This window comes from Erwinia sp. 009765445 (genome assembly GCF_058137865.1).
The window spans coordinates 221,439-245,254 of sequence record NZ_JBYUWC010000007.1; the positions used below are offsets into that span (position 1 = coordinate 221,439).

17 protein-coding genes are annotated in these 23,816 nt (G+C 55.2%); 10 read left to right on the top strand and 7 right to left on the bottom strand.

Features of this window, described 5'->3' with window-relative positions:
* Window positions 1–93: 93 nt before the first annotated feature.
* On the bottom strand, window positions 94–2,940 hold the full coding sequence (gene glnE, locus AC3Y5R_RS09970; protein ID WP_489921197.1) for a bifunctional [glutamate--ammonia ligase]-adenylyl-L-tyrosine phosphorylase/[glutamate--ammonia-ligase] adenylyltransferase: 2,847 nt from the start codon (window positions 2,938–2,940) through the stop codon (window positions 94–96).
* Between the two features lie 51 nt (window positions 2,941–2,991).
* Complete coding sequence (locus tag AC3Y5R_RS09975) at window positions 2,992–4,296, bottom strand: CYTH domain-containing protein (RefSeq protein WP_489921198.1); 1,305 nt, start codon at window positions 4,294–4,296, stop codon at window positions 2,992–2,994.
* 210 nt (window positions 4,297–4,506) lie between these two features.
* Here AC3Y5R_RS09975 and AC3Y5R_RS09980 point away from each other — a divergent pair, with 210 nt between their 5' ends.
* Both AC3Y5R_RS09980 and AC3Y5R_RS09985 read left to right on the top strand, forming a co-directional pair.
* The gene (locus AC3Y5R_RS09980; protein WP_489921199.1) at window positions 4,507–5,127 is read left to right on the top strand and encodes a TIGR04211 family SH3 domain-containing protein; all 621 of its coding nucleotides are present in this window, start codon (window positions 4,507–4,509) and stop codon (window positions 5,125–5,127) included.
* 82 nt (window positions 5,128–5,209) lie between these two features.
* Window positions 5,210–6,442 (top strand): multifunctional CCA addition/repair protein, encoded by a 1,233-nt coding sequence (locus tag AC3Y5R_RS09985; RefSeq protein WP_489921200.1) that lies wholly within the window; start codon window positions 5,210–5,212, stop codon window positions 6,440–6,442.
* 41 nt (window positions 6,443–6,483) lie between these two features.
* On the opposite strand, the gene bacA is transcribed toward AC3Y5R_RS09985, so the two are convergent.
* Window positions 6,484–7,302 (bottom strand): undecaprenyl-diphosphate phosphatase, encoded by an 819-nt coding sequence (gene bacA, locus AC3Y5R_RS09990; protein ID WP_489921201.1) that lies wholly within the window; start codon window positions 7,300–7,302, stop codon window positions 6,484–6,486.
* A gap of 143 nt (window positions 7,303–7,445) precedes the next feature.
* Entirely contained in the window at window positions 7,446–7,805 is a 360-nt protein-coding gene (gene folB / locus AC3Y5R_RS09995; protein WP_489921202.1) for a bifunctional dihydroneopterin aldolase/7,8-dihydroneopterin epimerase, read from the bottom strand.
* A gap of 107 nt (window positions 7,806–7,912) precedes the next feature.
* Here folB and plsY point away from each other — a divergent pair, with 107 nt between their 5' ends.
* The gene (plsY, locus tag AC3Y5R_RS10000; RefSeq protein ID WP_158782178.1) at window positions 7,913–8,527 is read left to right on the top strand and encodes a glycerol-3-phosphate 1-O-acyltransferase PlsY; all 615 of its coding nucleotides are present in this window, start codon (window positions 7,913–7,915) and stop codon (window positions 8,525–8,527) included.
* A 511-nt stretch (window positions 8,528–9,038) separates the two neighbouring features.
* On the opposite strand, the gene tsaD is transcribed toward plsY, so the two are convergent.
* Window positions 9,039–10,055, bottom strand: coding sequence for a tRNA (adenosine(37)-N6)-threonylcarbamoyltransferase complex transferase subunit TsaD (gene tsaD / locus AC3Y5R_RS10005; protein ID WP_489921203.1), 1,017 nt, complete (start codon window positions 10,053–10,055; stop codon window positions 9,039–9,041).
* 303 nt (window positions 10,056–10,358) lie between these two features.
* Here tsaD and rpsU point away from each other — a divergent pair, with 303 nt between their 5' ends.
* The 3 genes from rpsU (at window position 10,359) to rpoD (ending at window position 14,428) form a co-directional block, all read left to right on the top strand.
* Window positions 10,359–10,574, top strand: a complete 216-nt coding sequence (gene rpsU, locus AC3Y5R_RS10010) for a 30S ribosomal protein S21 (RefSeq protein WP_001144069.1) — start codon at window positions 10,359–10,361, stop codon at window positions 10,572–10,574.
* Window positions 10,575–10,676: 102 nt separating this feature from the next.
* A complete protein-coding gene (dnaG, locus tag AC3Y5R_RS10015) occupies window positions 10,677–12,422 on the top strand; it encodes a DNA primase (RefSeq protein WP_489921204.1) in 1,746 nt (581 codons plus the stop codon).
* Between the two features lie 164 nt (window positions 12,423–12,586).
* Window positions 12,587–14,428, top strand: coding sequence for an RNA polymerase sigma factor RpoD (gene rpoD / locus AC3Y5R_RS10020; protein WP_489921205.1), 1,842 nt, complete (start codon window positions 12,587–12,589; stop codon window positions 14,426–14,428).
* A 235-nt stretch (window positions 14,429–14,663) separates the two neighbouring features.
* Here rpoD and mug read toward each other — a convergent pair whose 3' ends face one another.
* Window positions 14,664–15,182 (bottom strand): G/U mismatch-specific DNA glycosylase, encoded by a 519-nt coding sequence (gene mug / locus AC3Y5R_RS10025; RefSeq protein WP_489921206.1) that lies wholly within the window; start codon window positions 15,180–15,182, stop codon window positions 14,664–14,666.
* Window positions 15,183–15,517: 335 nt separating this feature from the next.
* Window positions 15,518–16,657: a porin gene (locus AC3Y5R_RS10030; protein WP_489921235.1), complete on the bottom strand. Its 1,140-nt coding sequence runs from the start codon at window positions 16,655–16,657 to the stop codon at window positions 15,518–15,520.
* Window positions 16,658–17,002: 345 nt separating this feature from the next.
* Between AC3Y5R_RS10030 and AC3Y5R_RS10035 the strand changes: the two genes are divergently transcribed.
* The 4 genes from AC3Y5R_RS10035 (at window position 17,003) to opgB (ending at window position 23,757) form a co-directional block, all read left to right on the top strand.
* Window positions 17,003–18,793, top strand: a complete 1,791-nt coding sequence (locus AC3Y5R_RS10035; RefSeq protein WP_489921207.1) for a glycerol-3-phosphate dehydrogenase/oxidase — start codon at window positions 17,003–17,005, stop codon at window positions 18,791–18,793.
* The gene (locus tag AC3Y5R_RS10040; protein WP_489921208.1) at window positions 18,753–19,598 is read left to right on the top strand and encodes a class I fructose-bisphosphate aldolase; all 846 of its coding nucleotides are present in this window, start codon (window positions 18,753–18,755) and stop codon (window positions 19,596–19,598) included. The genes AC3Y5R_RS10035 and AC3Y5R_RS10040 overlap by 41 nt, the downstream gene beginning before the upstream one ends.
* 18 nt (window positions 19,599–19,616) lie before the next feature.
* Window positions 19,617–21,095, top strand: coding sequence for an FGGY-family carbohydrate kinase (locus AC3Y5R_RS10045; RefSeq protein ID WP_489921209.1), 1,479 nt, complete (start codon window positions 19,617–19,619; stop codon window positions 21,093–21,095).
* A 361-nt stretch (window positions 21,096–21,456) separates the two neighbouring features.
* Window positions 21,457–23,757: a phosphatidylglycerol--membrane-oligosaccharide glycerophosphotransferase gene (gene opgB / locus AC3Y5R_RS10050; RefSeq protein WP_489921210.1), complete on the top strand. Its 2,301-nt coding sequence runs from the start codon at window positions 21,457–21,459 to the stop codon at window positions 23,755–23,757.
* The last annotated feature ends 59 nt before the right edge of the window (window positions 23,758–23,816 follow it).

A 23,816-nucleotide genomic window follows, 5' to 3' on the forward strand; every position in this document is an offset into this window, starting at 1 on the left:
TAGTGCGCGCGATGATAGCACAAGCTCGCTGGCACGCACATTTACCCTTCGGTTTATCCCCGCTGACGCGCTCACTACGTGAGAATCAGAGCATCACGACTGCTCTGTGTTACCCAACCAGCGCTGCCAGCTGCCGTTCACCACCGCTTTTTCACGGCTGAACGCATCAGGCGGGACCTGCCCGGCCAGTTCCTGCAACGCGAGATGATGCAGCTCATCGCGCAGGGTAACGTAAGCCTGAGTCAGCGCCTGCGCTTCCGCTTCTTCAATCCGGTCATTCCGTGCCATCAGCTCAAGAATACGCACGTTATCAGACCAGCGTGTCAGTTTGGGTTCATCAGCCGCGTAGAGTAAGACCAGATATTGCGTGATGAATTCAATATCTGTGATGCCGCCCTGATCCGCTTTAATATCCCAGCGGTCTTTCTGCTTGCTGCCAAGATGTGCGCGCATTTTCTCACGCATCTCACGAACCTCTGTTTTCAGCTTATCCGGCTCACGCGGCAGACACAGAATGCCACGGCGAATTTCATCAAACCGCTGGCTCAACGCCGCTTCGCCAAAGACAATCCGTGCCCGCACCAGTGCCTGATGCTCCCAGGTCCAGGCCTCATTGCGCTGATAGTCATCGAAGGCTTCAAAGGTGCTCACCAGCATCCCGGCCGCGCCGGATGGCCGCAGGCGAGCATCCACCTCGTACAGAATGCCGGATGAGGTACGGGTGCTGAACAGGTGCATCACCCGCTGAGCCAGCCGCAGGTAGAACTGACGGCCATCAATACTGCGTTCGCCTTCGGTGATTGCTTCTTCCGGACAGTCGTGCAGGAACACCAGATCCAGGTCTGAACTGTAGCCCAGCTCCCAGCCACCCAGCTTGCCGTAGCCAATCACCGCGAAGCCGCGCTCCCGATCGTTTTTCAGATGTGATGGTCGGCCATAACGCTGCACCATCATCTGCCATGCCTGCTGCACCACCTGCTCAATCATTGCCTCCGCCAGCCAGGTGAGGTGATCGCTCACTTTCATCACCGGCAGCGTTTCCGCAATATCAGCGGCGGCAATACGCAGATGCTGAGCCTGCTTAAACTGGCGCAAGGCTTCCAGCTGCTGCTCTTCATCTTCTTCCGGGATGCGCAGCAGGTACTGACGCAGTTCGTCGCGATAGGCATCAGTGGCGGTAGGCTGGTACAACGTGGCGGGATCGAGCAGCTCGTCCAGCAGCAGCGGGTAGCGGGCCAGCTGGCTGGCGACCATCGGCGAAGCGGAACAGAGGCGGATCAGGTGCTTCAGTGCGCCGTGGTATTCGGTCAGCAGCTCCAGATAGGTGGTACGGGTGACAATGCCCAGCAGCAGCGGCGTCAGGCGGTTAAGCGTGACGTCAGCATCCTCACGTGGACAGACTTCAGACAGCAGGCGCGGCATCAGCTGGTCCAGCGCCTGACGGCCCCGGGGGCCAATGGTGCGTTTATCCACGTCCTGATGGAAAGCGGTGATCGCCTGAAGCAGGCGCTGACAGGATTCTGTGCTCAGGTGCGGCACCAGCGGAGCGGGTTCAGCTTCCTCCAGCCGATCCTGCCACAGCACGCCGTACTCGTCGGACTCTTTGTTTTCACCTGTTTCTGGCGTGTCGTCGCCAATCAGCTCATCAAAGATGGCGCGGACAGCGGCCATATGCTGCTCAAGTTGCTGGTGCAGTTCAGACCATGACGAGGTGCCCATTGCCCAGGCCAGGCGCTCGCGGTTCAGATCGTCTGCAGGCAACGTCTGGGTCTGTTCATCGTTAATGCTTTGCAGCAGGTTTTCCAGACGCCGCAGGAACAGCCAGGCTCCTTCCAGCTGGCCCACCTGTTCAGCAGGCAGCAGACTGAGTTCACCAATTGCCTGCAGCGTCGGCAGCAGGGAGCGCAGCTGTAACGCCCGCTCACGCCCGCCACGGATCAGCTGGAAAACCTGTACAATAAATTCTGTTTCACGGATCCCGCCCGCGCCGAGCTTGATATTGTCATTCAGGCCACGCCGCCGCACTTCACGCGCAATCATGCTTTTCATGTTACGCAGCGACTGGATCACGCTGAAATCGATATAGCGGCGGTAGATAAACGGCCGCAACATCTGCTGCAGCTCCTGACTCCAGCGGTCTTCTGTCCCGCCCATCAGCCGCGCTTTAACCATCGCATAGCGCTCCCAGTCACGTCCCTGCTCCTGATAATAATCTTCCAGCGCGGCGAAGCTCAGCACCAGCGGCCCGCTGTCGCCAAAGGGACGCAGGCGCATATCCACGCGATAAACGAAACCCTCCACCGTCGGCTGATCGAGCACTTTAATCAGCCGCTGTCCCAGACGGGTGAAGAACTGGGCGTTATCCAGCTCACGGCGGCCACCGGTGGTGCTGCCGTTTTCCGGCCAGGTGAAAATCAGATCGATGTCAGAAGAGAAGTTCAGCTCACCGCCGCCCAGCTTTCCCATCCCGAGGATCAGCAAGGGTTGTGCTTCACCCTGAGCATTCACCGGCGTACCAAACTCGAGACAGCACGCCTGCCACAACCAGTCTCTTGCGGCGACAATCAACGTTTCTGCCAGCATGCTGAGCTGCTGCAGGGACTGTTGCGTACTGCTGGTTGCCAGCGTCTGCATCCACGCGATGCGGGTCAGCATATGGCGACGGAACAGACGCAGCTCGCGCATCAGGCTGTTTTCATCGCTAACGGCGGTAAGCCGCTCCTGCAGCCAGTCCGCATACTGTTGCCATTCCCCCGGCTCCGGCGGGTTGTTCTGCAGCTGGCCGAGCAATTCAGGCTGGCGCGCCAGGTTCTCACTGATAAAGTCACTGAAGGCCAGCACGGCCTGTTCAGTGGCGTTAAGCTCTGCCCACTCCGGGGCCAGGCGCGTAACCTGCTCCGCCAGCAGCGAGGGCAGCGACGATGAGGGTGATGGCAACATAGAGACTCCCTGTAGGCATTATTTCAGTCAGCTGCGGGCTGCAGATCCCATTCAGACGCTACCGTTTTTCCAGAAGGCCGGATGCTTCAGTGCCTGACGGCAATAAGTCGCCAGCCAGGCTTCCTGTCTGGTCTCGATGGCATGGGCCAGCTGATACCACTCTCCCAGCCATGAGGCAACGGCAGCAGTATCATAAGTACCTGCCAACAGGCGTGCCGCCAACAGCTGGCGATGCAGCCGGGTCAGTTTGTCCTGATACTCGTTAATCTGCCGCACCAGCCCGAAAGTCTCTTTCAGGTCGGCAGAGATCCGGCCCAGCATCACGTCGCAGAAACGTTTAAAAGATCCCTGCAGCTTGGCATCCGCTTTGGCATCGACAAACCCGCGCCAGCGCTCGGTGGCAATCCAGTTAGTGAGTGCTAATTGGGTCTGCAAACTGATGGTACTGAAGCACAGCGTTTCCGCTTTCAGTTTATCTTCCAGCAGAGCCTCTTCGAGTTGGGTCAGAGACTGGCGAAGCTCACTGCTGGCCTTGCGCGGAACCAGCGCACCAAACAGAGAGAATGCCTGACGCAGCGTTTCCAGCGCCTCATGGATTTCATGCAGCGCGCCCTTATTACCACGTAGCCACAGCTCTTCATGATACTGCCACTGACTCAGTGCCAGCATAAAAGCAGCACGCATTCCCTCTTCCACCGTGGCTTTCGGCTTCACTTTCATCACCGGCACCGGCCGCAGGTCACACGGTGGATTGCCCTTAGCCAGCGCATAACCGCGTGCGGCCTTGCTCAGGCTGCCCAGACGCAGTCCGCCCATCGTCGTCAGCCCGGTGGCAAAAGCCAGCAGATCATCCCGGCTGCCACTTTTCAGCTCCAGCTCAATCTCACACAGCGCTTCGCTCAGTTCACCGGCAGTGACTTCGCCGCGATCAAAAGCAACTTCAATCTCGCTGTTCAGGTAAGTAACCACCCACTTCTCACGCACGAAATGGGTGCTGAATAACGGTTTTAGCTGCTGCTGCAGAGCGGCCAGATCGCACCCTTCCGGCCAGATCTCGGCAGGCAGCTTGCTGATATTCAGCACCGGTTCCGCGACGGGCACATTGTATTCAGGACGCTGATGCAGGCCGCCAACGGTCTGCCCTGCTGCTTTCAGCGTCATTTCATAACTGTCGCCATAGCCGCGAATACGCAAACCCATATCCCAGCTGCGCAACTGGCCCTCAGCCGTCTCAAAATAGATGTTAGTCAGCTCGACCGGCGCTGTATGCTGGTTTGGCCAGGCTGCAAGCGTGGCGGGCAGTTTTTCGGCACCTTCTGGCGTCACAATGAACTTTACTTCGATTTCGATGGTCATATTTTCTTAATCAGTTGATTACCGGCACGGTAAATGACGTTATTGCGTGAAGAGTAATGCAGAATCGCCGTGGCTGTCTCGGCTTTCTTATCGCTTTGCGTGGTGTTTCGCACCAGCCCGAGACCAGGAAAGTTCTCATTTAGCTTTGTGCGAGCCAGCTCCAGACTGTGCCATTACTTTTTTCCAGGACTCACGTAAAAAAGATATCGAATGAAAAAAACTCAGCTTATTGGCCTCACTTTACTGACTTTCAGCGTAGCAGCATCCGTTCATGCCGAAGAAAAACGCTATATCTCCGACGAACTTTCCACCTGGGTCCGCAGCGGCCCAAGCGACAGTTACCGCCTGGTCGGCACCCTGAATGCCGGCGAGGAAGTGGCGTTACTGCAAACTGACGACAGTACGCACTATGCTCAAATCCGCGACGCCAATGGCCGCACCACCTGGATCCCACAGGCACAGCTGAGCGAACAGCCAAGCCTGCGCACCCGCGTCCCTCAGCTGGAACAGCAGGTGAAAGATCTGACCGACAAGCTGGCCAATATCGACGGCAGCTGGAACCAGCGTACCGCTGAGATGCAGAAAAAAGTGGCAGGCAGCGATGGCGTAATCAATGGCCTGAAAGAAGAGAATCAGAAGCTGAAAAACGAGCTGATTGTCGCACAGAAGAAAGTCAGTGCCGCGAACGTTCAGCTGGATGACAAGCAGCGAACCATCATCATGCAGTGGTTTATGTACGGTGGCGGCGTGGCAGGTGTTGGCCTGCTGCTGGGCCTGCTGCTGCCGCATATGATCCCGAGCCGTAAAAAGAAAGACCGCTGGATGAACTGATCCTCTGCCCTCTGCAACGGTGCTGACCGCGTTCTACACTTCACGTATGATGCATGTAATGAATCAGCCTGGAGTGTAGTTAGTGAAGACTTACCTTGTCGGTGGCGCGGTACGCGATGCACTGCTAAACCTGCCGGTCAAAGACAAAGATTGGGTAGTGGTCGGTGCCTCACCCGAAGAGATGCTGAACCAGGGCTACGAACAGGTTGGCCGGGACTTCCCTGTGTTTCTGCATCCCAAATCCCATGAAGAGTACGCGCTGGCCCGCACCGAGCGGAAAAGCGGCAGCGGCTACACCGGCTTTGTGTGCTATTCCGCACCTGACGTCACTCTGGAACAGGATTTACAGCGACGCGACCTGACCATCAATGCGATAGCCCAGGATCGGGACGGCAGCTACCATGACCCCTATGGCGGGCGTGCCGATATTGAACAGCGTCTGCTGCGCCATGTTTCTCCCGCTTTTAATGAAGATCCGCTTCGCGTTCTGCGTGTGGCGCGATTTGCTGCGCGCTTCGCTCACCTGGATTTCACCGTAGCGGAAGAGACTCTGGCATTAATGCGACGGATGGCAGAAAGCGGAGAGCTGAATACGCTGACGCCAGAAAGAGTGTGGAAAGAGACGGAAAAAGCGCTTGAGACCCAAAGTCCTCAGGCCTACTTCCAGATCCTGCGGGATTGTGGTGCGCTGGCCGTGCTGTTCCCGGAACTGGATAACCTCTACGGCGTTCCGGCCCCGGCGAAGTGGCATCCGGAAATCGACACCGGCGTCCACACCCTGATGACGCTGGCGATTGCCGCTCAAATCAGTGACGAGGTGGCCATCCGCTTTGCCACTCTTTTCCATGACGTGGGCAAAGCGCTGACGCCACCGGAAAAATGGCCCAGCCATCATGGTCATGGCCCGGCAGGCGTCCCGCTGGTCGAAAACCTGTGTCAGCGGCTGCGCGTCCCCAACGCCCTGCGCGATTTAGCGCTGCTGGTGACAGAATTCCACGATCTGGTGCATACCATCGGGCGTCAGAGCCCTGAAACGCTGATTGCCCTGTTCGACCGCGTTGATGCCTGGCGCAAGCCGCACCGGGTGGAGCAAATCGCCCTGACCAGCGAAGCAGACGCGCGTGGGCGTACCGGTTTTGAGAACAACCCTTATCCACAGGGTAAATATCTGCAGGATGCTTTTGCGGTGGCGCAGAATGTGCCGACGAAAGAGGTGGTTGCCGCCGGTTTCAAGGGTGCTGAAGTGCGGGAAGAGTTAACCAGAAGGCGAATTGCCGCGCTGAATCAGTGGAAGGAAGACAACGAGTTAGCATAAAGAGCAAGCCGGGCGTCAGCGCGCCCGGTTTCGTTCAGGCTCTAAACAAAGATGATATAGACCGCAATTGCCACGATAAAGCGATAGATGGCAAACGGCACAAACGAAATGCTCTGAATCAGCTTCAGGAACACTTTAATGGCGATCAGCGCCACGATAAATGCGGTGACAAACCCCACGGCAAACATCGGGAAGTCCGCCATGGTCAGGAAGCCCATGCTCTTGTACAAATCCAGCACGGTCGCGCCCAGCATCATGGGTACAGCCAGAACAAAAGAGAATTCGGCAGCCGCATAGCGACTCACCCCCATCAGCATACCGCCAGAAATGGTGGCACCGGAACGGGAGAAGCCCGGCCACAGCGCCAGACACTGGAAGCAGCCAATCACGAAAGCCTGACGATAAGTCATATCATCAATGCCCTCGGCCCTGGACTTCTTCGGCTTCAGGAATTCCGCCGCCAGCAGCAGTACACCGCCCACAACCAGCGCGTACATCACGTTGACCGGGTTAAACAGCGATTTAATCTTATCGTGGAAGATCAGACCGATAACCACTGCAGGAACCATACCCAGCAGGATATGAAACAGCGTCAGATGTCCTTTCCCCGTTCCCTCGTGTCGGACTTTACCGAAGTGAATGCCAATCAGCCCAAACAAACGACGCCAGAACATCACTACGACGGCCAGGATGGAACCAAGCTGAATGACGACCTCAAAGGTGTCTGCCTTGTCCCCTTCAAACCCCAACAGATGACCGACAATAATCATGTGTCCGGTGGAGGAGACAGGCAGAAACTCTGTTAATCCTTCAACAATGCCCAGTATTGCTGCCACCCATAGATGATGAATGTCTGCCATCAAATTTCCCCTATCCGTTTAAAAAACATTAAAAAGGCGGTCGCTCTTAGCTACCGCCAAAATTGTGTCAGCCCTGGGTTAGGCCAACCTTAAGACAGACCATAATGTCGTTTGGTTTCACCGTGATGGCAATCACTCTGGCTTTATTTCGGATTAGTCCCGCGTTCTATCACTACGCCAACCTGTACCGCCTGGGCTACTGCACCGGGCTTGCTGAGCTTAATCCGCACCCTGGGGGAGTTAAATCGTGTCAGCAATAACGTGGCCACTTCTTCCGCCACGCGCTCTACCAGGGCAAATTTTCCGCCCGCAACGTGGTTAATGATGGCCTCAGACACATCGGCATAGCTCAGGCAGTCATTTACATCGTCGCTGGCCGCCGCTTTGCGATTGTCCCAGGCCATTTCGACATCGAACACCAGCTTCTGCTGAATGGTTTGTTCCCAGTCATAGACACCAATCGTGGTGATGACGGAGAGTTGTTCAATAAATACGATATCCATGATGGCAGTCTCTGTTTTTGTGGTTGCCGGATACCACTTCCGGCGGTTTATGCGTATTATCCACGGATGATGAGAACAAAACCAACCCTACAAGACGGAACGATGTTATGAGTGTATTCGCGCTTGGTATGATTGTTTTCGCGTATCTGTGCGGCTCCATTTCCAGCGCGATTCTGGTGTGCCGACTGTTCAGACTACCCGATCCCCGCCAGAATGGTTCCGGGAATCCCGGCGCGACCAACGTGCTGAGAATCGGTGGCAAAGTCCCGGCAATCGCCGTTCTGGTTTTCGATATTCTGAAAGGTATGCTGCCGGTGTGGCTGGCTTACCATTATGGTGTCAGCCCGTTTTATCTTGGCCTGGTCGCTATCGCCGCCTGTGTCGGCCACATTTATCCGGTATTCTTCCACTTCAAAGGTGGCAAAGGCGTGGCAACAGCATTCGGTGCCATTGCCCCAATCGGCTGGGATTTGACCGGGCTGATGACCGGTACCTGGCTGCTGACCGTGCTGCTGAGCGGCTACTCATCTTTAGGCGCGATTATCAGCGCACTGATTGCACCTTTCTACGTGTGGTGGTTCAAACCTCAATTCACTTTCCCGGTCGCCATGCTGTCATGCCTGGTGCTGCTGCGCCATCACGACAATATTCAGCGCCTCTGGCGCGGGCAGGAATCGAAGATCTGGAAGAAAAAAAAGAAGGGTCCAGAAAGCGATCGCTGAATAATCACTATTTTTTCTGGCATACGGATGCTCAATAAAAGGACTTAAATATGCAACAGAAAGAAGAAGGTAGCCTTCGGCTACTGACGCCTGGCGAAACCAGATTAGCCAGAGAAGTATTTAAGAATTCTATTTCATTCAACAAAGTATGAATACACCACGGAAGTTATCTGCCATTTGGGCTGCAAAGCAGAAATGTTGCCATAACACCAAATGGCGAGCTGTATTTCAGAGACTGGTACAAACAGGATTTTTCCAAAGAGCCCGCAAATCTTCAGCATTTGTTCATCCATGAAATGTCACATGTGTGGCAACGCGAATGCGGAATGTGGGTGAAAACGAGAGGCATGCTTAGCTGCATTGTTGTTGGGTTTGAGTTGTCAAATGGACATGCCTACACTCTCCCCCTCAATAATGATGAATTTTAATAAAGAGAAGAATGGTTTCGTTGCAATAAATCGTACTGTCCAGCTTAACAGGGCGGTGGTTTCCGCCCTTAAAAAAGAAGCGTTCAGGAAATTGCCGGTAATTCCGCCAGCGGCCAGCGAGGCCGGACGGTGACGCTCAGCTCTCCCCGCGTTCCCCCCTTCATCCGCACCATTCCGGCATAGGCAATCATCGCGCCATTGTCGGTGCAGAATTCAGGACGGGCATAGAAGACTTCACCGCCGCGCGCCTTCATTACCTCCGCCATTTTCGTCCGCAGAGTACGGTTGGCGCTGACGCCACCGGCAATCACCAGCCGCTTAAAGCCGGTTTGCTCCAGCGCACGCTTACATTTGATTGCCAGCGTATCCACCACCGCATCTTCAAATGCCCGTGCAATATCAGCACGGGTTTGTTCGTCATCGCTGTTTTCACGGATGGTGTTAGCCGCAAAGGTCTTCAGCCCGGAGAAGCTGAAATCCAGTCCCGGACGGTCGGTCATCGGACGCGGAAAAATAAAGCGCTTTTCGACGCCCTGCTGCGCCATTTTCGACAGCATTGGGCCACCGGGATAATCCAGACCAAGCAGCTTGGCCGTTTTATCGAAGGCCTCACCAGCGGCATCATCAATCGATTCACCCAGCAGAATATATTCCCCGACGCCGGTGACGCTGATCAGTTGGGTGTGACCACCAGAGACCAGCAGGGCGACGAACGGAAACCCCGGCGGGTTATCTTCCAGCATTGGCGCCAGCAGATGCCCTTCCATATGATGAACCGGGATCGCCGGAACATCCCAGGCAAAAGCCAGGGAACGGCCAATGGTAGCACCGACCAACAGCGCCCCGACCAGGCCCGGGCCTGCCGTATAGGCTACCGCGTCAATATCCTGCGCCTTCAGACCGGCTTCTTTCAGTGCAGCCTGAATCAGCGGCACGGTTTTGCGCACGTGATCGCGAGAAGCCAGTTCCGGCACCACACCGCCGTAATCGGCGTGCAGTTTGACCTGGCTGTAAAGTTGGTTGGCGAGTAAGCCGGTTTGATCGTCGTAAATCGCGATACCGGTCTCATCGCAGGAAGTTTCTATTCCGAGTACACGCATGACAGTTTCACCTCATTCTTGCGGCGCGCAGTGTAGCATGAAGGCCTGCACCGGGCGGCAATTTTCCGTCGTTCCACCGTGACTCTCTGAGGCATAAGGGAAAAATATTTTCACAGCGCACAGGTCAGTTGGTGTATAATCCTTCGCCTGAAAAAACCGGCAGCCGCACAGGCGCATCTGTTGGTGACATTTTGCTATGGTGCTTTACAACGCAGCCTGTGTTGGAGTAAAATTCCGCACCATTTTGAAACAAGCTGGCACTGACGTCAGCAACAAAACCGAATTTATCGAGGTGAGAGTTACATGCCGGTAATTAAAGTACGTGAAAACGAGCCATTTGACGTAGCACTGCGTCGCTTCAAGCGTTCTTGCGAGAAAGCAGGCGTTCTGGCTGAAGTTCGTCGTCGTGAGTTTTATGAAAAACCGACTACCGAACGTAAGCGCGCTAAAGCGTCTGCAGTTAAACGCCACGCGAAGAAACTGGCTCGCGAAAACGCACGCCGCACTCGTCTGTACTAATCGTTTTTAGTCGCTTCACAGACAAGTAGTAGTTAAGAAGGCCGTGCTTTCCGAAAGGAATGCGCGGCTTGTTCTCGTTTATGAGCTGATAAACCGGGGCTTATGGCTGGACGAATTCCACGTGTATTTATCAATGACTTGCTGGCGCGCACGGACATCGTGGATCTTATTGATGCCCGCGTAAAGCTGAAAAAGCAGGGAAAGAACTACCACGCGTGTTGTCCCTTCCATAATGAAAAAACCCCCTCTTTCACCGTCAACGGTGAAAAACAGTTTTACCACTGCTTCGGCTGTGGCGCACATGGCAATGCCATTGATTTCCTGATGAATTATGATCGTCTGGAATTCGTTGAAAGTATTGAAGAGCTGGCGACTGCGTATGGACTGGAAGTTCCGTATGAAAGCGGAACCGGCCCCAGCCAGCTGGAGCGTCATCAGCGTCAGAGTCTGTATCAACTGATGACCGGCCTGAGTGAGTTTTATCAGCAGGCGCTTTCCCAGAATCAGGCAACGGCTGCCCGTGAGTATCTCAACAAGCGCGGCCTGAGCGATGAAGTCATTCAGCACTTTTCCATTGGCTTTGCGCCCACAGGCTGGGACAACGCCCTGAAGCGATTTGGTCGCAATCAGGACGATCGCCAGTCGTTGATTGATGCCGGGATGCTGGTCACAAACGATCAGGGCCGTAGCTACGACCGCTTTCGCGAACGGGTAATGTTCCCGATCCACGACAAGCGTGGACGAGTCATTGGATTTGGTGGGCGTGTACTGGGTGATGCGCTGCCGAAATACCTGAACTCGCCGGAAACCGATATTTTTCATAAAGGCCGCCAGCTGTATGGCCTTTATGAAGCACAAAAGAAGCATCCTGAACCGGCGAAGCTGTTAGTGGTCGAAGGCTATATGGATGTGGTGGCGCTGGCGCAATTTGGCATCGATTATGCCGTTGCCTCGCTGGGAACCTCCACCACGCCGGAGCATATTCAACTTCTTTTCCGCACGACCGATAACGTTATTTGTTGCTATGACGGCGACAGAGCGGGCCGCGAAGCAGCCTGGCGAGCGCTGGAAACCGCATTACCTTACATGAATGACGGTCGTCAGCTACGCTTTATGTTTCTGCCTGACGGTGAAGACCCGGATACGCTGGTGCGCAAAGAGGGGAAAGAGGCTTTTGAAGCCCGGATGGAGCAGGCGATGCCGCTCTCCGCTTTCCTGTTTGACTCGCTAATGCCGCAGGTAGATTTGCGCTCACCGGATGGCCGCGCACAGCTCAGCACGCTGGCGATACCGTTAATAAGCCAGGTGCCGGGCGAAACGCTGCGCATCTATTTACGTCAGGAGCTGGGCAACAAGCTGGGGATCCTTGACGACAGCCAGTTAGAAAAGCTGCTGCCAAAGCAGGGGGAGAATGCGAAACCGCCCCAGCAGCCGCAGCTAAAACGTACAACCATGCGTATACTCATTGGGTTGCTGATTCAGAACCCGGCGCTGGCGATGATGGTGCCGTCACTGGATGGACTGGAGCATTCTGACCTCGCAGGCTTCCCGCTTTTTGTGGAGTTAGTGAGCACTTGCGTGGCTCACCCTGGCCTGACCACAGGACAGCTACTAGAGTTATATCGCGGAACAAAATTTAGCCAGAGCCTTGAAACTCTGGCCACATGGAACCACATGATCGTGGAAGATGAAGTGGAAACCATGTTTAAAGATTCTCTGGCCAGCATGTACGACGCTGCGCTGGAACGCCGTCTGGAAGAGCTGATTGCGCGCGATCGCACCCATGTTCTCAACGCGGAAGAGCGCCGTGAGTTCTGGACGCTCAGCCAGGCGTTAAAGAAACAGTAATATTCGAATTCAAGCGGCTTAAGTGCCGAACTTCCGCCAGGTTAAGCCTGGCAGCCGCCACGATGGGCAGCGGCAATAAAGCAACGCCCTCACTGTTATTGTTGGCTGCTTAGGCTTAGCCGACCGACACCAATCTCATTTAACAGAAGTGTGGATACCGTCTTATGGAGCAAAACCCGCAGTCACAGCTGAAGCTGCTTGTCACCCGTGGTAAGGAGCAAGGCTATCTGACCTATGCCGAGGTCAATGACCATCTGCCGGAAGATATCGTCGACTCCGATCAGATCGAAGACATCATCCAGATGATCAACGACATGGGTATCCAGGTGGTGGAAGAAGCGCCTGATGCCGATGATCTGATGCTGAACGAGAACAGCAGCGACACGGATGAAGACGCTGCCGAAGCGGCTGCTCAGGTGTTATCCAGCGTTGAATCTGAAATCGGACGTACTACTGACCCGGTGCGCATGTACATGCGCGAAATGGGTACCGTCGAACTGCTGACACGTGAAGGTGAAATCGACATCGCCAAACGTATCGAAGACGGCATCAACCAGGTGCAGTGTTCCGTCGCTGAATACCCTGAAGCCATCACCTATTTACTCGAGCAATACGATCGCGTTGAAGCGGGCGAAGCGCGCCTGTCCGACATGATCACCGGATTTGTCGATCCTAACGCTGAAGAAGAGATCGCCCCTACTGCCACGCACGTAGGATCTGAACTTTCTGAAGAAGAGCGTGACGACGAAGACGAAGATGAAGAGTCCGACGACGACAGCTCTGATGACGACAACAGCATCGATCCGGAACTGGCCCGCGAGAAGTTTAACGATCTGCGCGTGCAGTACGAAAAAGCCCGTATGGTGATCAAGGCCAAAGGCCGTAGTCACGCTGATGCCGTTACTGAAATCCAGAATCTGTCCGACGTGTTTAAACAGTTCCGCCTGGTGCCGAAGCAGTTCGACTTCCTGGTGAACAACATGCGTACCATGATGGATCGCGTCCGTACCCAGGAACGCATCATCATGAAACTGTGTGTTGAAATTTGTAAGATGCCGAAAAAGAACTTTATTACTCTGTTCACCGGTAACGAAACCAGCGAAACCTGGTTCAAAGCAGCACTGGCAATGAACAAGCCATGGTCAGAAAAGCTGAAAGACGTGACTGAAGACGTGCAGCGCGGCCTGATGAAGCTGTCGCAGATTGAAGAAGAGACCGGCCTGACCATCGAGCAGGTGAAAGACATCAACCGTCGTATGTCGATTGGTGAAGCGAAAGCACGCCGTGCGAAGAAAGAGATGGTTGAAGCTAACTTACGTCTGGTTATTTCTATCGCCAAGAAATACACCAACCGTGGCCTGCAGTTCCTCGACCTGATTCAGGAAGGCAACATTGGTCTGATGAAAGCCGTTGATAAGTTTGAATATCGCCGGGGTTATAAGTTCTCGACTTATGCGACCTGGTGGATCCGTCAGGCTATCACCCGCTCCATCGCTGACCAGGCGCGCACCATCCGTATTCCGGTGCATATGATTGAGACCATCAACAAACTCAACCGTATTTCCCGCCAGATGCTGCAGGAAATGGGCCGTGAACCGACGCCGGAAGAGCTGGCCGAGCGCATGCTGATGCCGGAAGATAAGATCCGTAAGGTGCTGAAAATTGCCAAAGAGCCGATCTCCATGGAGACGCCGATTGGTGATGATGAAGATTCGCATCTGGGTGATTTTATTGAAGACACCACCCTGGAGCTGCCGCTGGATTCAGCAACGTCTGAAAGCCTGCGTTCCGCGACCCACGACGTGCTGGCTGGCCTGACTGCTCGTGAAGCTAAAGTGCTGCGTATGCGTTTCGGTATCGATATGAACACCGACCACACGCTGGAAGAAGTCGGCAAGCAATTTGACGTTACCCGTGAGCGTATTCGTCAGATTGAAGCGAAGGCACTGCGTAAGCTGCGTCATCCAAGCCGCTCTGAAGTGCTGCGCAGCTTCCTGGACGATTAACCCCGTCCGGTTTCGCCCTCTGAAAAGCCCCTGCATGCAGGGGCTTTTTTATTCACGTGGAGTCTTTCTCTGTTATGACCCTTACGCATTCGCTCAGGACCGTCAGATCCAGAGCACCCGTCGCGCAGTGTAGCGCACAACGTTTCAAATCAACCTGTTCACTCACCTGAAGTCTGGCCTGCCTCTGAATTCCCTGCAACAGCGATGAAAATCTTCTGCATATTTCTGCACGGCATCAGAGTCCACGCGCAGCTAACGCCGTATCCAGCTCCTGATAGGCAGCAACCAGTTCATCCTGCAAGGCGCGATTTAGCCCGCTCGGATTGGGCAAAACCCAGATCTCCGTCTCACCTATCGTTTGCGGCTGCCTGCCCCACTCCACCTTGCTGACGTGGAACGCCTGCTTAAAAGCCTGCTTGCCCAGCACCGCCAGCGCATCAGGCTGATAGTGCAGGATTTTATCCAGCAGCGCTTTACCGCCATCACGCAGCTCAAGTCGCGACAGTTCGGTCGCTTCTTTGGTGGGACGCTCCACCAGCATGGTGATGCCGCAACGAGTATCCAGCAGTTTCATCTCTTCTTCGGGTTTCAGCTGCTGAGCGGTGAATCCGGCCTGCCAGATGGTTTTCCAGAAACGATTGCCCGGATGGGCAAAATGGTAGCCAGTATAGGCGGAGGATTTCCCCGGATTTATGCCGCAAAACACCACGCGCAGCCCCGGGGCAAGAATGTCGGTAATGTTATGCTCTGTCACTTCACTCCCGTGTTATCCCGGCAATACGGCTCAACCTGAGCCGCGATCCTTTCATTGAGCTGTCCCCAGCTCCACTTCGGTGATTGAAGCATCTTCTTCGTGGCAGGTAAACAGTTGCGACTGATGCCTGCTCCGGTTTCCACCGCTTCTGCCTGAGTAAACTGACAGCGTAACTTCTCTGCCGTTAAAGCCTGCGTCCCGGTCAGACAGCTCTGCGTTATTTGTTATAAAACGCCTGCAGTATAACCGTCGTACATGGGGTCTTTTCCTGTCCATTTTATTATGAATGGGCGGGCGAAAAATACGTTCCCCACCTGAGCGGGGAACACAGAGCATCAGAAATCGTAGCGCAGACGCACCAGGTTCATATCACCCAGGTTGTCGGTGCTGGAAGTGAAGACGTGCTCATAGTCAACACGGAAGCCATAATCCAGCTGGAAGGTCACACCCACGCCGTTATCGATGCGCTGGTAATTGCGATCGTTAACGTACTCCAGGCGGTCACCCATAAAGTAAGGCATCACTGACTTCAGCGCATACTGCCCAACCGGAATGGTGTAACCGGCAAGGTACTCAATGCCCCATGCATCACCGGCAAAGTAGTTATGCACGTTGTTTTTCTTGCTGGTCAGGAAGTTCTGGTAGTAACCGCCGCCGAAGGAGAAGGTCCACCGATCCGGCTTCCAGCTTAGAGCCGTACCGTAGATATTCTGGTTCCAGGTTTTGGAATCATCAGTGCCGGGATTACGCATATCGGCACGGGTGTAGTTCCAGGCGGTACCCCAGGTCAGATCCTTCGCCAGATGATAATCAACACCTAGAGAGCCGCCGCCTTTACGCTTGTAGCGCAGGCCGTTACCCGGCAGGTAATCGTTATCTTCGAACAGGTAAGAGGCATACACATCGGCATTACCGAAGGTATTTTTATACTTCAGCATTTTACGTGATCGGTAAGACCCATCGTAGTCGCCGTTGATGCCGTTGCCCGGCGCCTGGGCCAGCATATCGTAATCCCAGATATCCGTTTTCGCGCCAACCACATCGTAGTAGGTGCTGTTTTGCTGACCGTAAGTCAGCTGACCCCAGGTTTTACTTTTCAGCCCGGTATACAGCTGGCGGCGGGTGGTGTTGTTCGCGCCATCGGCGTAGTGGTTATCCCAGTCGAACAGGGCAGGAATGTTCACGCCCAGTTCGTAGTAGTTAACCCAGCTGATGTCATCAAACAGATAGTAGTCAGCAGAAAAGCGGAAACGGGTACCGCCATCGAAACCATTACGTTTGTAGGAGCCGTTATCGCTGCCACCGGTCATGTTGTTGAACTGTGGACGAATACTACCACCCACTTTAAAAGTCAGGCGGCTGAGCGGGTCGCCTGCCTGAGGATCGGCTTTCAGTAAAGTCACTTCTGCGTGTGCAGCAAAAGAGGCACTGCCCACCAACAACCCCAGACCAATGGCCCGGGATAAAACGCGCATATTTGTTAACATTTTGTATCCCTGTGAAGAATTGCAATATATTTCGCGTGGAAGATAGTAGCGCGGGAAGTGTGACAGAATGTGCATTTGCATGACCGTTTCGTGCGGTTTTCTTGACGAAATCATTAAGTAAATGTGTCATTTGAAGCATTAACACACGATTATTAGCATTACGTGCCGAATTTGCGTTAAGTCATGCAGCTGACATCTGACGATTGATTTTCCGCAATGTTTTTCTCTTCCCCTTCTGCTGATCTCGTTTTAGTTAACAGTTTTGCAACAGAAAAGTGGCCTTCTCCGCTTGCCTGGCTATACCTGACAGGAGCAGGCGCAAAGGAGAACAGCATGGCATCTGAGAACATCAGACCGGAAAACCGCGAGGAAAAAGTGGCCCGACTTCGCCAGACAGATCGCACGCCAGTGCTGATTGTCGGCGGGGGGATCAATGGCATCAGCACCTTCCGCGAACTGGCTCTGCAGGGCATACCGGTGGTGTTGGTGGAGAAAGGCGACTGGTGCCAGGCTGCCAGCGGCGCGCTTTCACGCATGATCCATGGTGGCCTGCGCTACCTGGAAACCGGCGAGTTCGCGCTGGTCAAAGAGTCGGTACAGGAGCGCGACCGCTTGCTGAAAAACGCCCCCCACTACGTAGCTCCTCTGCGCACCACGGTGCCGGTCGACAGCTGGGCAGGCGGTCTGATTAACGCCGGGAAACGCTTTTTACGCCTGTCGGAAAAACCGGGACGGCGCGGTGCGCTGGTGATCAAAACCGGCCTGACGCTGTATGACACCTGGTCCAGGCGCTATGGCAATATGCCCAGACATCAGCTCCACAACCAGCAGCAGACCAGACAACGCTGGCCCGGGCTGGCCGACTGGGTGAAATGCAGCGCAGCATACTACGACGCATGGATTGCAGCACCTGAACGGCTGGGCTTTGAGCTGATTGATGATACTGAGCGCGCCAACCCGACCGCTCTGGCGCTGAATTATGTCAGCGTGGAGAGCGGAGACGGCGAGATCCTCACCCTGCGCGATGCCATTAGTGGCGAAGAGTTCAGCCTGAAAGCCCACGTGGTGGTGAACGCTACCGGCGCGTGGATCGATCGCCTTAACGGCATGCTCAGCCCGCGGCGGCCAGAACATAAGCTGATTGGCGGCACCAAAGGATCGCACCTGATCCTGAAAAGCCCGGAGCTGTTGAAAATGCTCGACGGCGAAATGATCTATTACGAGAATCAGGAAGGCCGCGTCTGCATTATGTTTCCGTGGTTCGGCAACGTACTGGTTGGCTCAACCGACATCCGGGTTGATGACCCGGATAACGTGGTTTGTGAAGCAGAAGAGCAGCGCTACATTCTGGAGTCGTTGAAATTTGTCTTTCCCCACCTGACGCTCAGTGACGAAGACGTGCTGTATACCTTCTGTGGTGTGCGCCCGCTGCCCGCCAGCGAAGCTGCAAGCAATGGTAAAATCTCTCGCAACCACTCTCTGGTGCTGTTGCCGCCGACCGCAGAGCGGGATTTCACCACGCTGTGCCTGGTAGGCGGTAAATGGACCACCTTCCGCAAATTCGGCGAACAAGCCGCTGACCGGGTGCTTAAGCTGCTGGGGCGAAGCCGAAAAGTCAGCACCACGGATCTGCCGATTGGCGGTGGCCGTAACTTCCCCAGCGCCGCGCGTAAACCCGAATGGATCAAAACGCTCAGCCACGAATACAGCTTCTCCCCCACCCGCGTCGAACAGCTGGTTTCCCGCTATGGCACCCGCGCTCAGCCGATGATGCGCTTTATGCGCAGTCAGCCCGATCGTGCCCTGCACGCCAACCCGGACTGGTCGCAGAATGAACTGCGCTACCTGATCCGCCATGAGCAGGTACAGTTGCTGGAAGATCTGCTGGTCCGCCGCACGCCGCTGGCCATCGGCGGCCTGCTCACCCCGTTACTGATTGATGAAATCGCCGGGCTGCTGGCTGACGAACTTGGCTGGCCTGCCGAACGGCGACAGCAACATATGACCGAAACCCTCTCGCGCCTTGCCAGCCAGCACGGGCTGGGCAGGCTTACCCCGGTGGCCGTTAACAAGGAATCCCGCCATGTCAGCCAGTCAGAAAGTGAGACTCAACCGCCTGTTTAATCACGGAAAATGTCTCGACGTTGCCATCGACCATGGTATCGCCAACGAGCCAGATTTTTTAACCGGACTGGAAGATATCCGTCAGGTGATGCACAACCTGGTCGCCGCCCAGCCGGACGCCATTCAGGTCAACTACGGCCAGGCTGACCTGCTGCAACAGCTGGCTCAACGCCACAAACCCGCGCTGGTGTTACGCACTGATGTGGGTAATGCCTATAACGCCGCACGCCACCGTGAAATGTGGGCCGTACTGCACAACCCCGATGAACCGATCCTGGCTGCATTGCAGATGGATGCGGCAGCCGTGGTGGTAAACCTCTACATGATCCCTGATGAGCCGGGCATTTTCCGCATGTGCGTTGAGAACATTGGCCGCCTGCGCCATGCCTGTGAACGTTACGGGATGCCGCTGATGATCGAACCGCTGGTGATGGCCCCTGCCGGACAGGGTGCCGCTTATGGTTCACTGGGCGAGGTGGAAAAAATGGTGCCGCTGGTCAGGCTGGCCCGTGAGCTGGGAGCGGACATCATCAAAGTCGACCCGACCGAAAACGTGGAGGACTTTTACCGCGTGGTGGAAGCTGCCCGCTGCCCGACGCTGGTGCGCGGCGGTGGCAAAGGCGAACTGGGGGCGGTGCTGAATAAAAGCGCGGCGCTGATGGCGCAGGGCGCTTCGGGCATGGTGTATGGCCGCAATGTGTATCAGCACGACAACCCGGCACGGGTAGTGAAAGCGCTGATGGCAATTATCCATCAGGGAGCCAGCGGGCAACAGGCGCTGGCGCTGTACGAGCAGGCGGAATAACGCACAAGGAAGCAGTTGATGAGCCAGCTACTGGGTATTGATGCCGGAAACACCATGATCAAGGCGGTGCTGTTCGATCTGGATGGCACCGTGCGCGCCGTTGCCAGCTGCGCGGGAGAAACCCACCAGCCACAGCCAGGCTATGCCGAGCGGCCGGTGACTGAAGTCTGGCAGGGCGTGACCACCGCGATTAAAGCCTGTCTGGCTCAGTTCCCGGATGCGCAGGTGATTGCCGTGGGGACAGCCGGTCACGGCAATGGCCTGTACGCGCTAAATCGCCATCAGCAGCCGCTGATCGGCATTCAGTCAGTGGACAGCCGCGCGCTTGAGCTGGTGCACGAACTGGAACAGTCCGGACGGGCTACGGCAATCTATTCACGCTCGCTGCAGAAAGTGTGGGCCAGCTCCACGCCGGTGTTACTGAGCTGGCTGAAGCGCCACGATCCTCAGCGTTACCAGCGCATCGGCCATGTGCTGTGCGCCAAGGATGTGATCGCCCACTTTCTCAGCGGCGAAGTCAGCGCGGACTATTCCGACGCGGCCGGAGCCGGTTTAATCGACCACTCGGTACGTGGCTACAGTGATGAGCTGCTGGCGCTGTACGACCTGCAGGACGCGCGCCCTCTTCTGCCTTCCCTGCATGAATCCAGTGAGGTGGCCGGTTACGTGACTCCACAGGCCGCCCGTTTAACCGGTTTGCCAGCCGGGATCCCTGTGGTGGCCGGTATTTTCGACGTGGTTGCCAGCGCGGTAGGATCCGGCGTGGTTTCCGTCGGCGAAGCATCAATAGTGGCCGGAACCTGGAGCATCAATCAGGTGGTGGTGGCCAGCCCGGACTATCTCCGCCCGGTCTTTATGAATTCACTGATCGAGCGCGACCGATATATGGCTATCGAAGCCAGCGCCACTTCAGCGACCAATCTTGACTGGTTTGTGCGTGAATTTGCTGACGGGCGCAGCGGCACCGGAGCCGAGCAAAGCAGCGACCTGGTGGCCCACGTTGTGCCGCAGACCCATCTGCCGCTTTACCATCCCTACCTTTACTCCGGTCGTAAAGAAGAACCCGCCAAAGCAGGCTTCTACGGGTTGAGCGGCTGGCACACCCGCGCCGATATGCTGTTTGCGCTGTTCGAGGGGGTTACTTTCGCCCATCGTGCGCATATCGATCGCCTGAGAGCTGCCGGGTTACCTTTTGCCGCCGCCACGCTGTCTGGCGGTGCAGCCAGCAGCTGCATCTGGCCACAGATGTTTGCCGATGTGTTGGGCATTCCCATTCAGATAACTGAATGCAAGGAAACTGGCGCGCTGGGAGCCGCAATTTGCGCAGGCGTTGGCGTGGGCACCTGGCCCAATCTTGCCGCAGGCGTAGCGCAGGCCGTCAAACTCAACCCGCAGCGCCAGGCTTTTCACCAACCGCGCTACCGGCTGTTTAAAAAGCTGGAACAGGCGATGGACACGCTCTGGCACGAAGAGCTGAACGAGAATAACGTGATGTAAATCTGAATTCCGGCAACAAGATCCCGGCAGAACGCCGCCAGGAAAGCGTTAATTTAATTTAACAATCCAAATCAGCGAAACCAACATCCCCGCCAGTTTCGCGCTAATTTCCGCGAATTTATCCCCACTTTCCGTTTATCCCCACAGGAACACGTAAGGACGGGCAATGTGGCCTTAACATTAAATTAAATAAACCGTAAACGGAATGTAATAATCCCCTTCAATCTCCCGCCACACCTGTCCCGCCGCGGGATTGCCAGAGATAATTCGCTACGCTAAATTGACCTGCTGACGTCACGTCAGACCACTGACATCGCCACTATCGGCCAGGGATGTGCCATTTGAGGATAAAAGACAGCCAATGGTTTCAGAATTGCTTTCACTGACACTTTTCATCGCATCGGTAGCGCTTTATACATGGAAGGCGGGAAGAAACAGACTGTGGTTTTCAGCAATTTTGCTGTTCCTCGGCGTCTACATTATTTTAAACGCCTCAATGCTGGCGAGTAATTATTTTACCGGCGAAGGGATTAACGACGCGGTTATTTACACCATCACCAGCAGCCTGAGCGGTGCCGGGGTCGGGAAATATATCCTGCCAGGCATCGGCCTGATCCTTGCTCTGGTGGTGCTGTTTGGTTTCCTCGCCTGGATTTTACGCCTGCGCAAAAACCATCATTACAGTATCCTCTACAGTCTGCTGGCGGTTGTGCTGGCCGCAGCCTCGGTCAAAACCACCCCCGCTTATCAGCAGGTTGCCAGCCTGATCAAATCGCAGGTGGGAAAAGGCAATACCGATTTCTACAGCCATTATAAAGTCCCGACCAGACAGATTGGCGGGAACAAACCTAACCTGGTTTATATCTATGCCGAGAGTCTGGAACGCACTTATTTCGATCAGAAAGCCTTCCCGGACCTTGCGCCTGAACTGAGTAAAATCAAAGATAACTCGCTCGATTTCAGCAATACCGGGCAGTTGCCCGGCACCGAATATACCATTGCCGGGATGGTGGCTTCGCAGTGTGGTATTCCCCTGTTTGCGCCCTTTGACGGCAATGCTTCCAGCTCGTTGTCAACTTTCTATCCGCAGAACGTTTGCCTTGGCGACATTTTGAAATCATCCGGCTACCAGAACTACTTCTACCAGGGTGCCAGCCTGAGCTTTGCCGGGAAGGATCTGTTTCTCTCCTCACATGGCTTCGAGTCCGATCATCTGTACGGCTTTAACGAGCTGAAAAGCGTGGTGAAAGACCCTAATTACCGCAACGACTGGGGCTGGTATGACGACACGCTTCTGGATGTGGTGTTTGACAAGTATCTGGAACTGGCAAAGCAAAACCGCCCGTTTTCGCTGTTTGCGCTGACTGTGGATACCCACCATCCGGACGGTTTTATCTCCCGCAGCTGCGAACGCAAAGCGTATCCTTTCGAAGGCAAACCGAACAAATCCTTTGCTGCAGTGGCCTGCAGTCAGGAGCATATCGCCCGGTTGATCCAGCGTATTCAGGCCACGCCTTACTTCCGCAACACTATTATCGTGGTCAGCTCCGATCATCTGGCGATGAACAATACCGCCTGGAAATACCTGAACCAGCATGACCGCAGCGACCTGTTCTTTATGGTGCGCGGCGATGACGTGACCAGCAAAGTGATCCCGGTGAAGCGCAGCACGCTGGATAACGGAGCCACCGTGTTGGATGCGATGGGCGGCGATAACTTCATTGGCCTTGGCCGCAGCAGTCTCTCCTCGACCTCCATGGCTGCCACCTATCTGAATATCAAAGAGAAAGTGAACGAGTGGAAGCCGGACGTGATCAAGCTGTGGAACTTCCCGAAAGCGATCTCGGACTACAAGATCGACACGGCGAAAAATACCTTCAGTTTTTCCGGCGTGCATTTCAAACTGCCGCTGCTGCTGTCGGTGACGCCGAATAAGATCGAGCCTAAGTTTGATGTTTACCTTGCCGCGCCATTGAAACAGCAGCTTTCACGCTTTGCGCCGGATGAGAAATTTGTATGGATTGACCGCTGCTTCAAAATGGGCGATGTCTGGGACCAGAAGCTGGAACTGAATACCGATCTCTGCGTCGCCAACGGCACGCTCAATTCGGCACCGGTCATTGAACAGGTTAAACCCGGCGCAACGTCCGGCCATGTGACTTTCAAACAAATCGATAAGAGTGACGAACAGTATCAACGCACCGTCACCCAGTTGCGGGTGGCCGATGACGATCTGAAATACACTTCTGACAGTATTCTGTTTGCCCTGCCCGGCCTGCCAAAACAGGTGCTGAAAGTGACCGGATTGTCATTTATCGAGCCGTGGGGCGGGCGCTGGTCAGATGCCAATCTGCTGCCGGAAGTCAGTATCCAGTATCTGGAACCTCTGCCAGCAGAGTTTGATCTGACGCTGACAGCGCGGGCGTATGGCGGTAACAGCCAGCATCCGTTCACAGTGAAAGTGGGTGAAGTGAGCCGGCAGTTCAACCTCGGAACCACCGACAGCACGGTTAAACTGCATTTCAGCAACCCAGGTCAGGCACGGACCATCGAGATCCATGCCCCCACCCCGGAAGAGACGGCGGACGGTTCCATTGACGGTTTCGCCGCCCGCAAGTTGGGTATCGGCCTGGTAAACCTGAAGGTGGATCCGGCACAGTAATCAATTATTCGTGTAAAAAAGTGAGATATACATCAAGTTTTTTCGACCATTGCCGATTT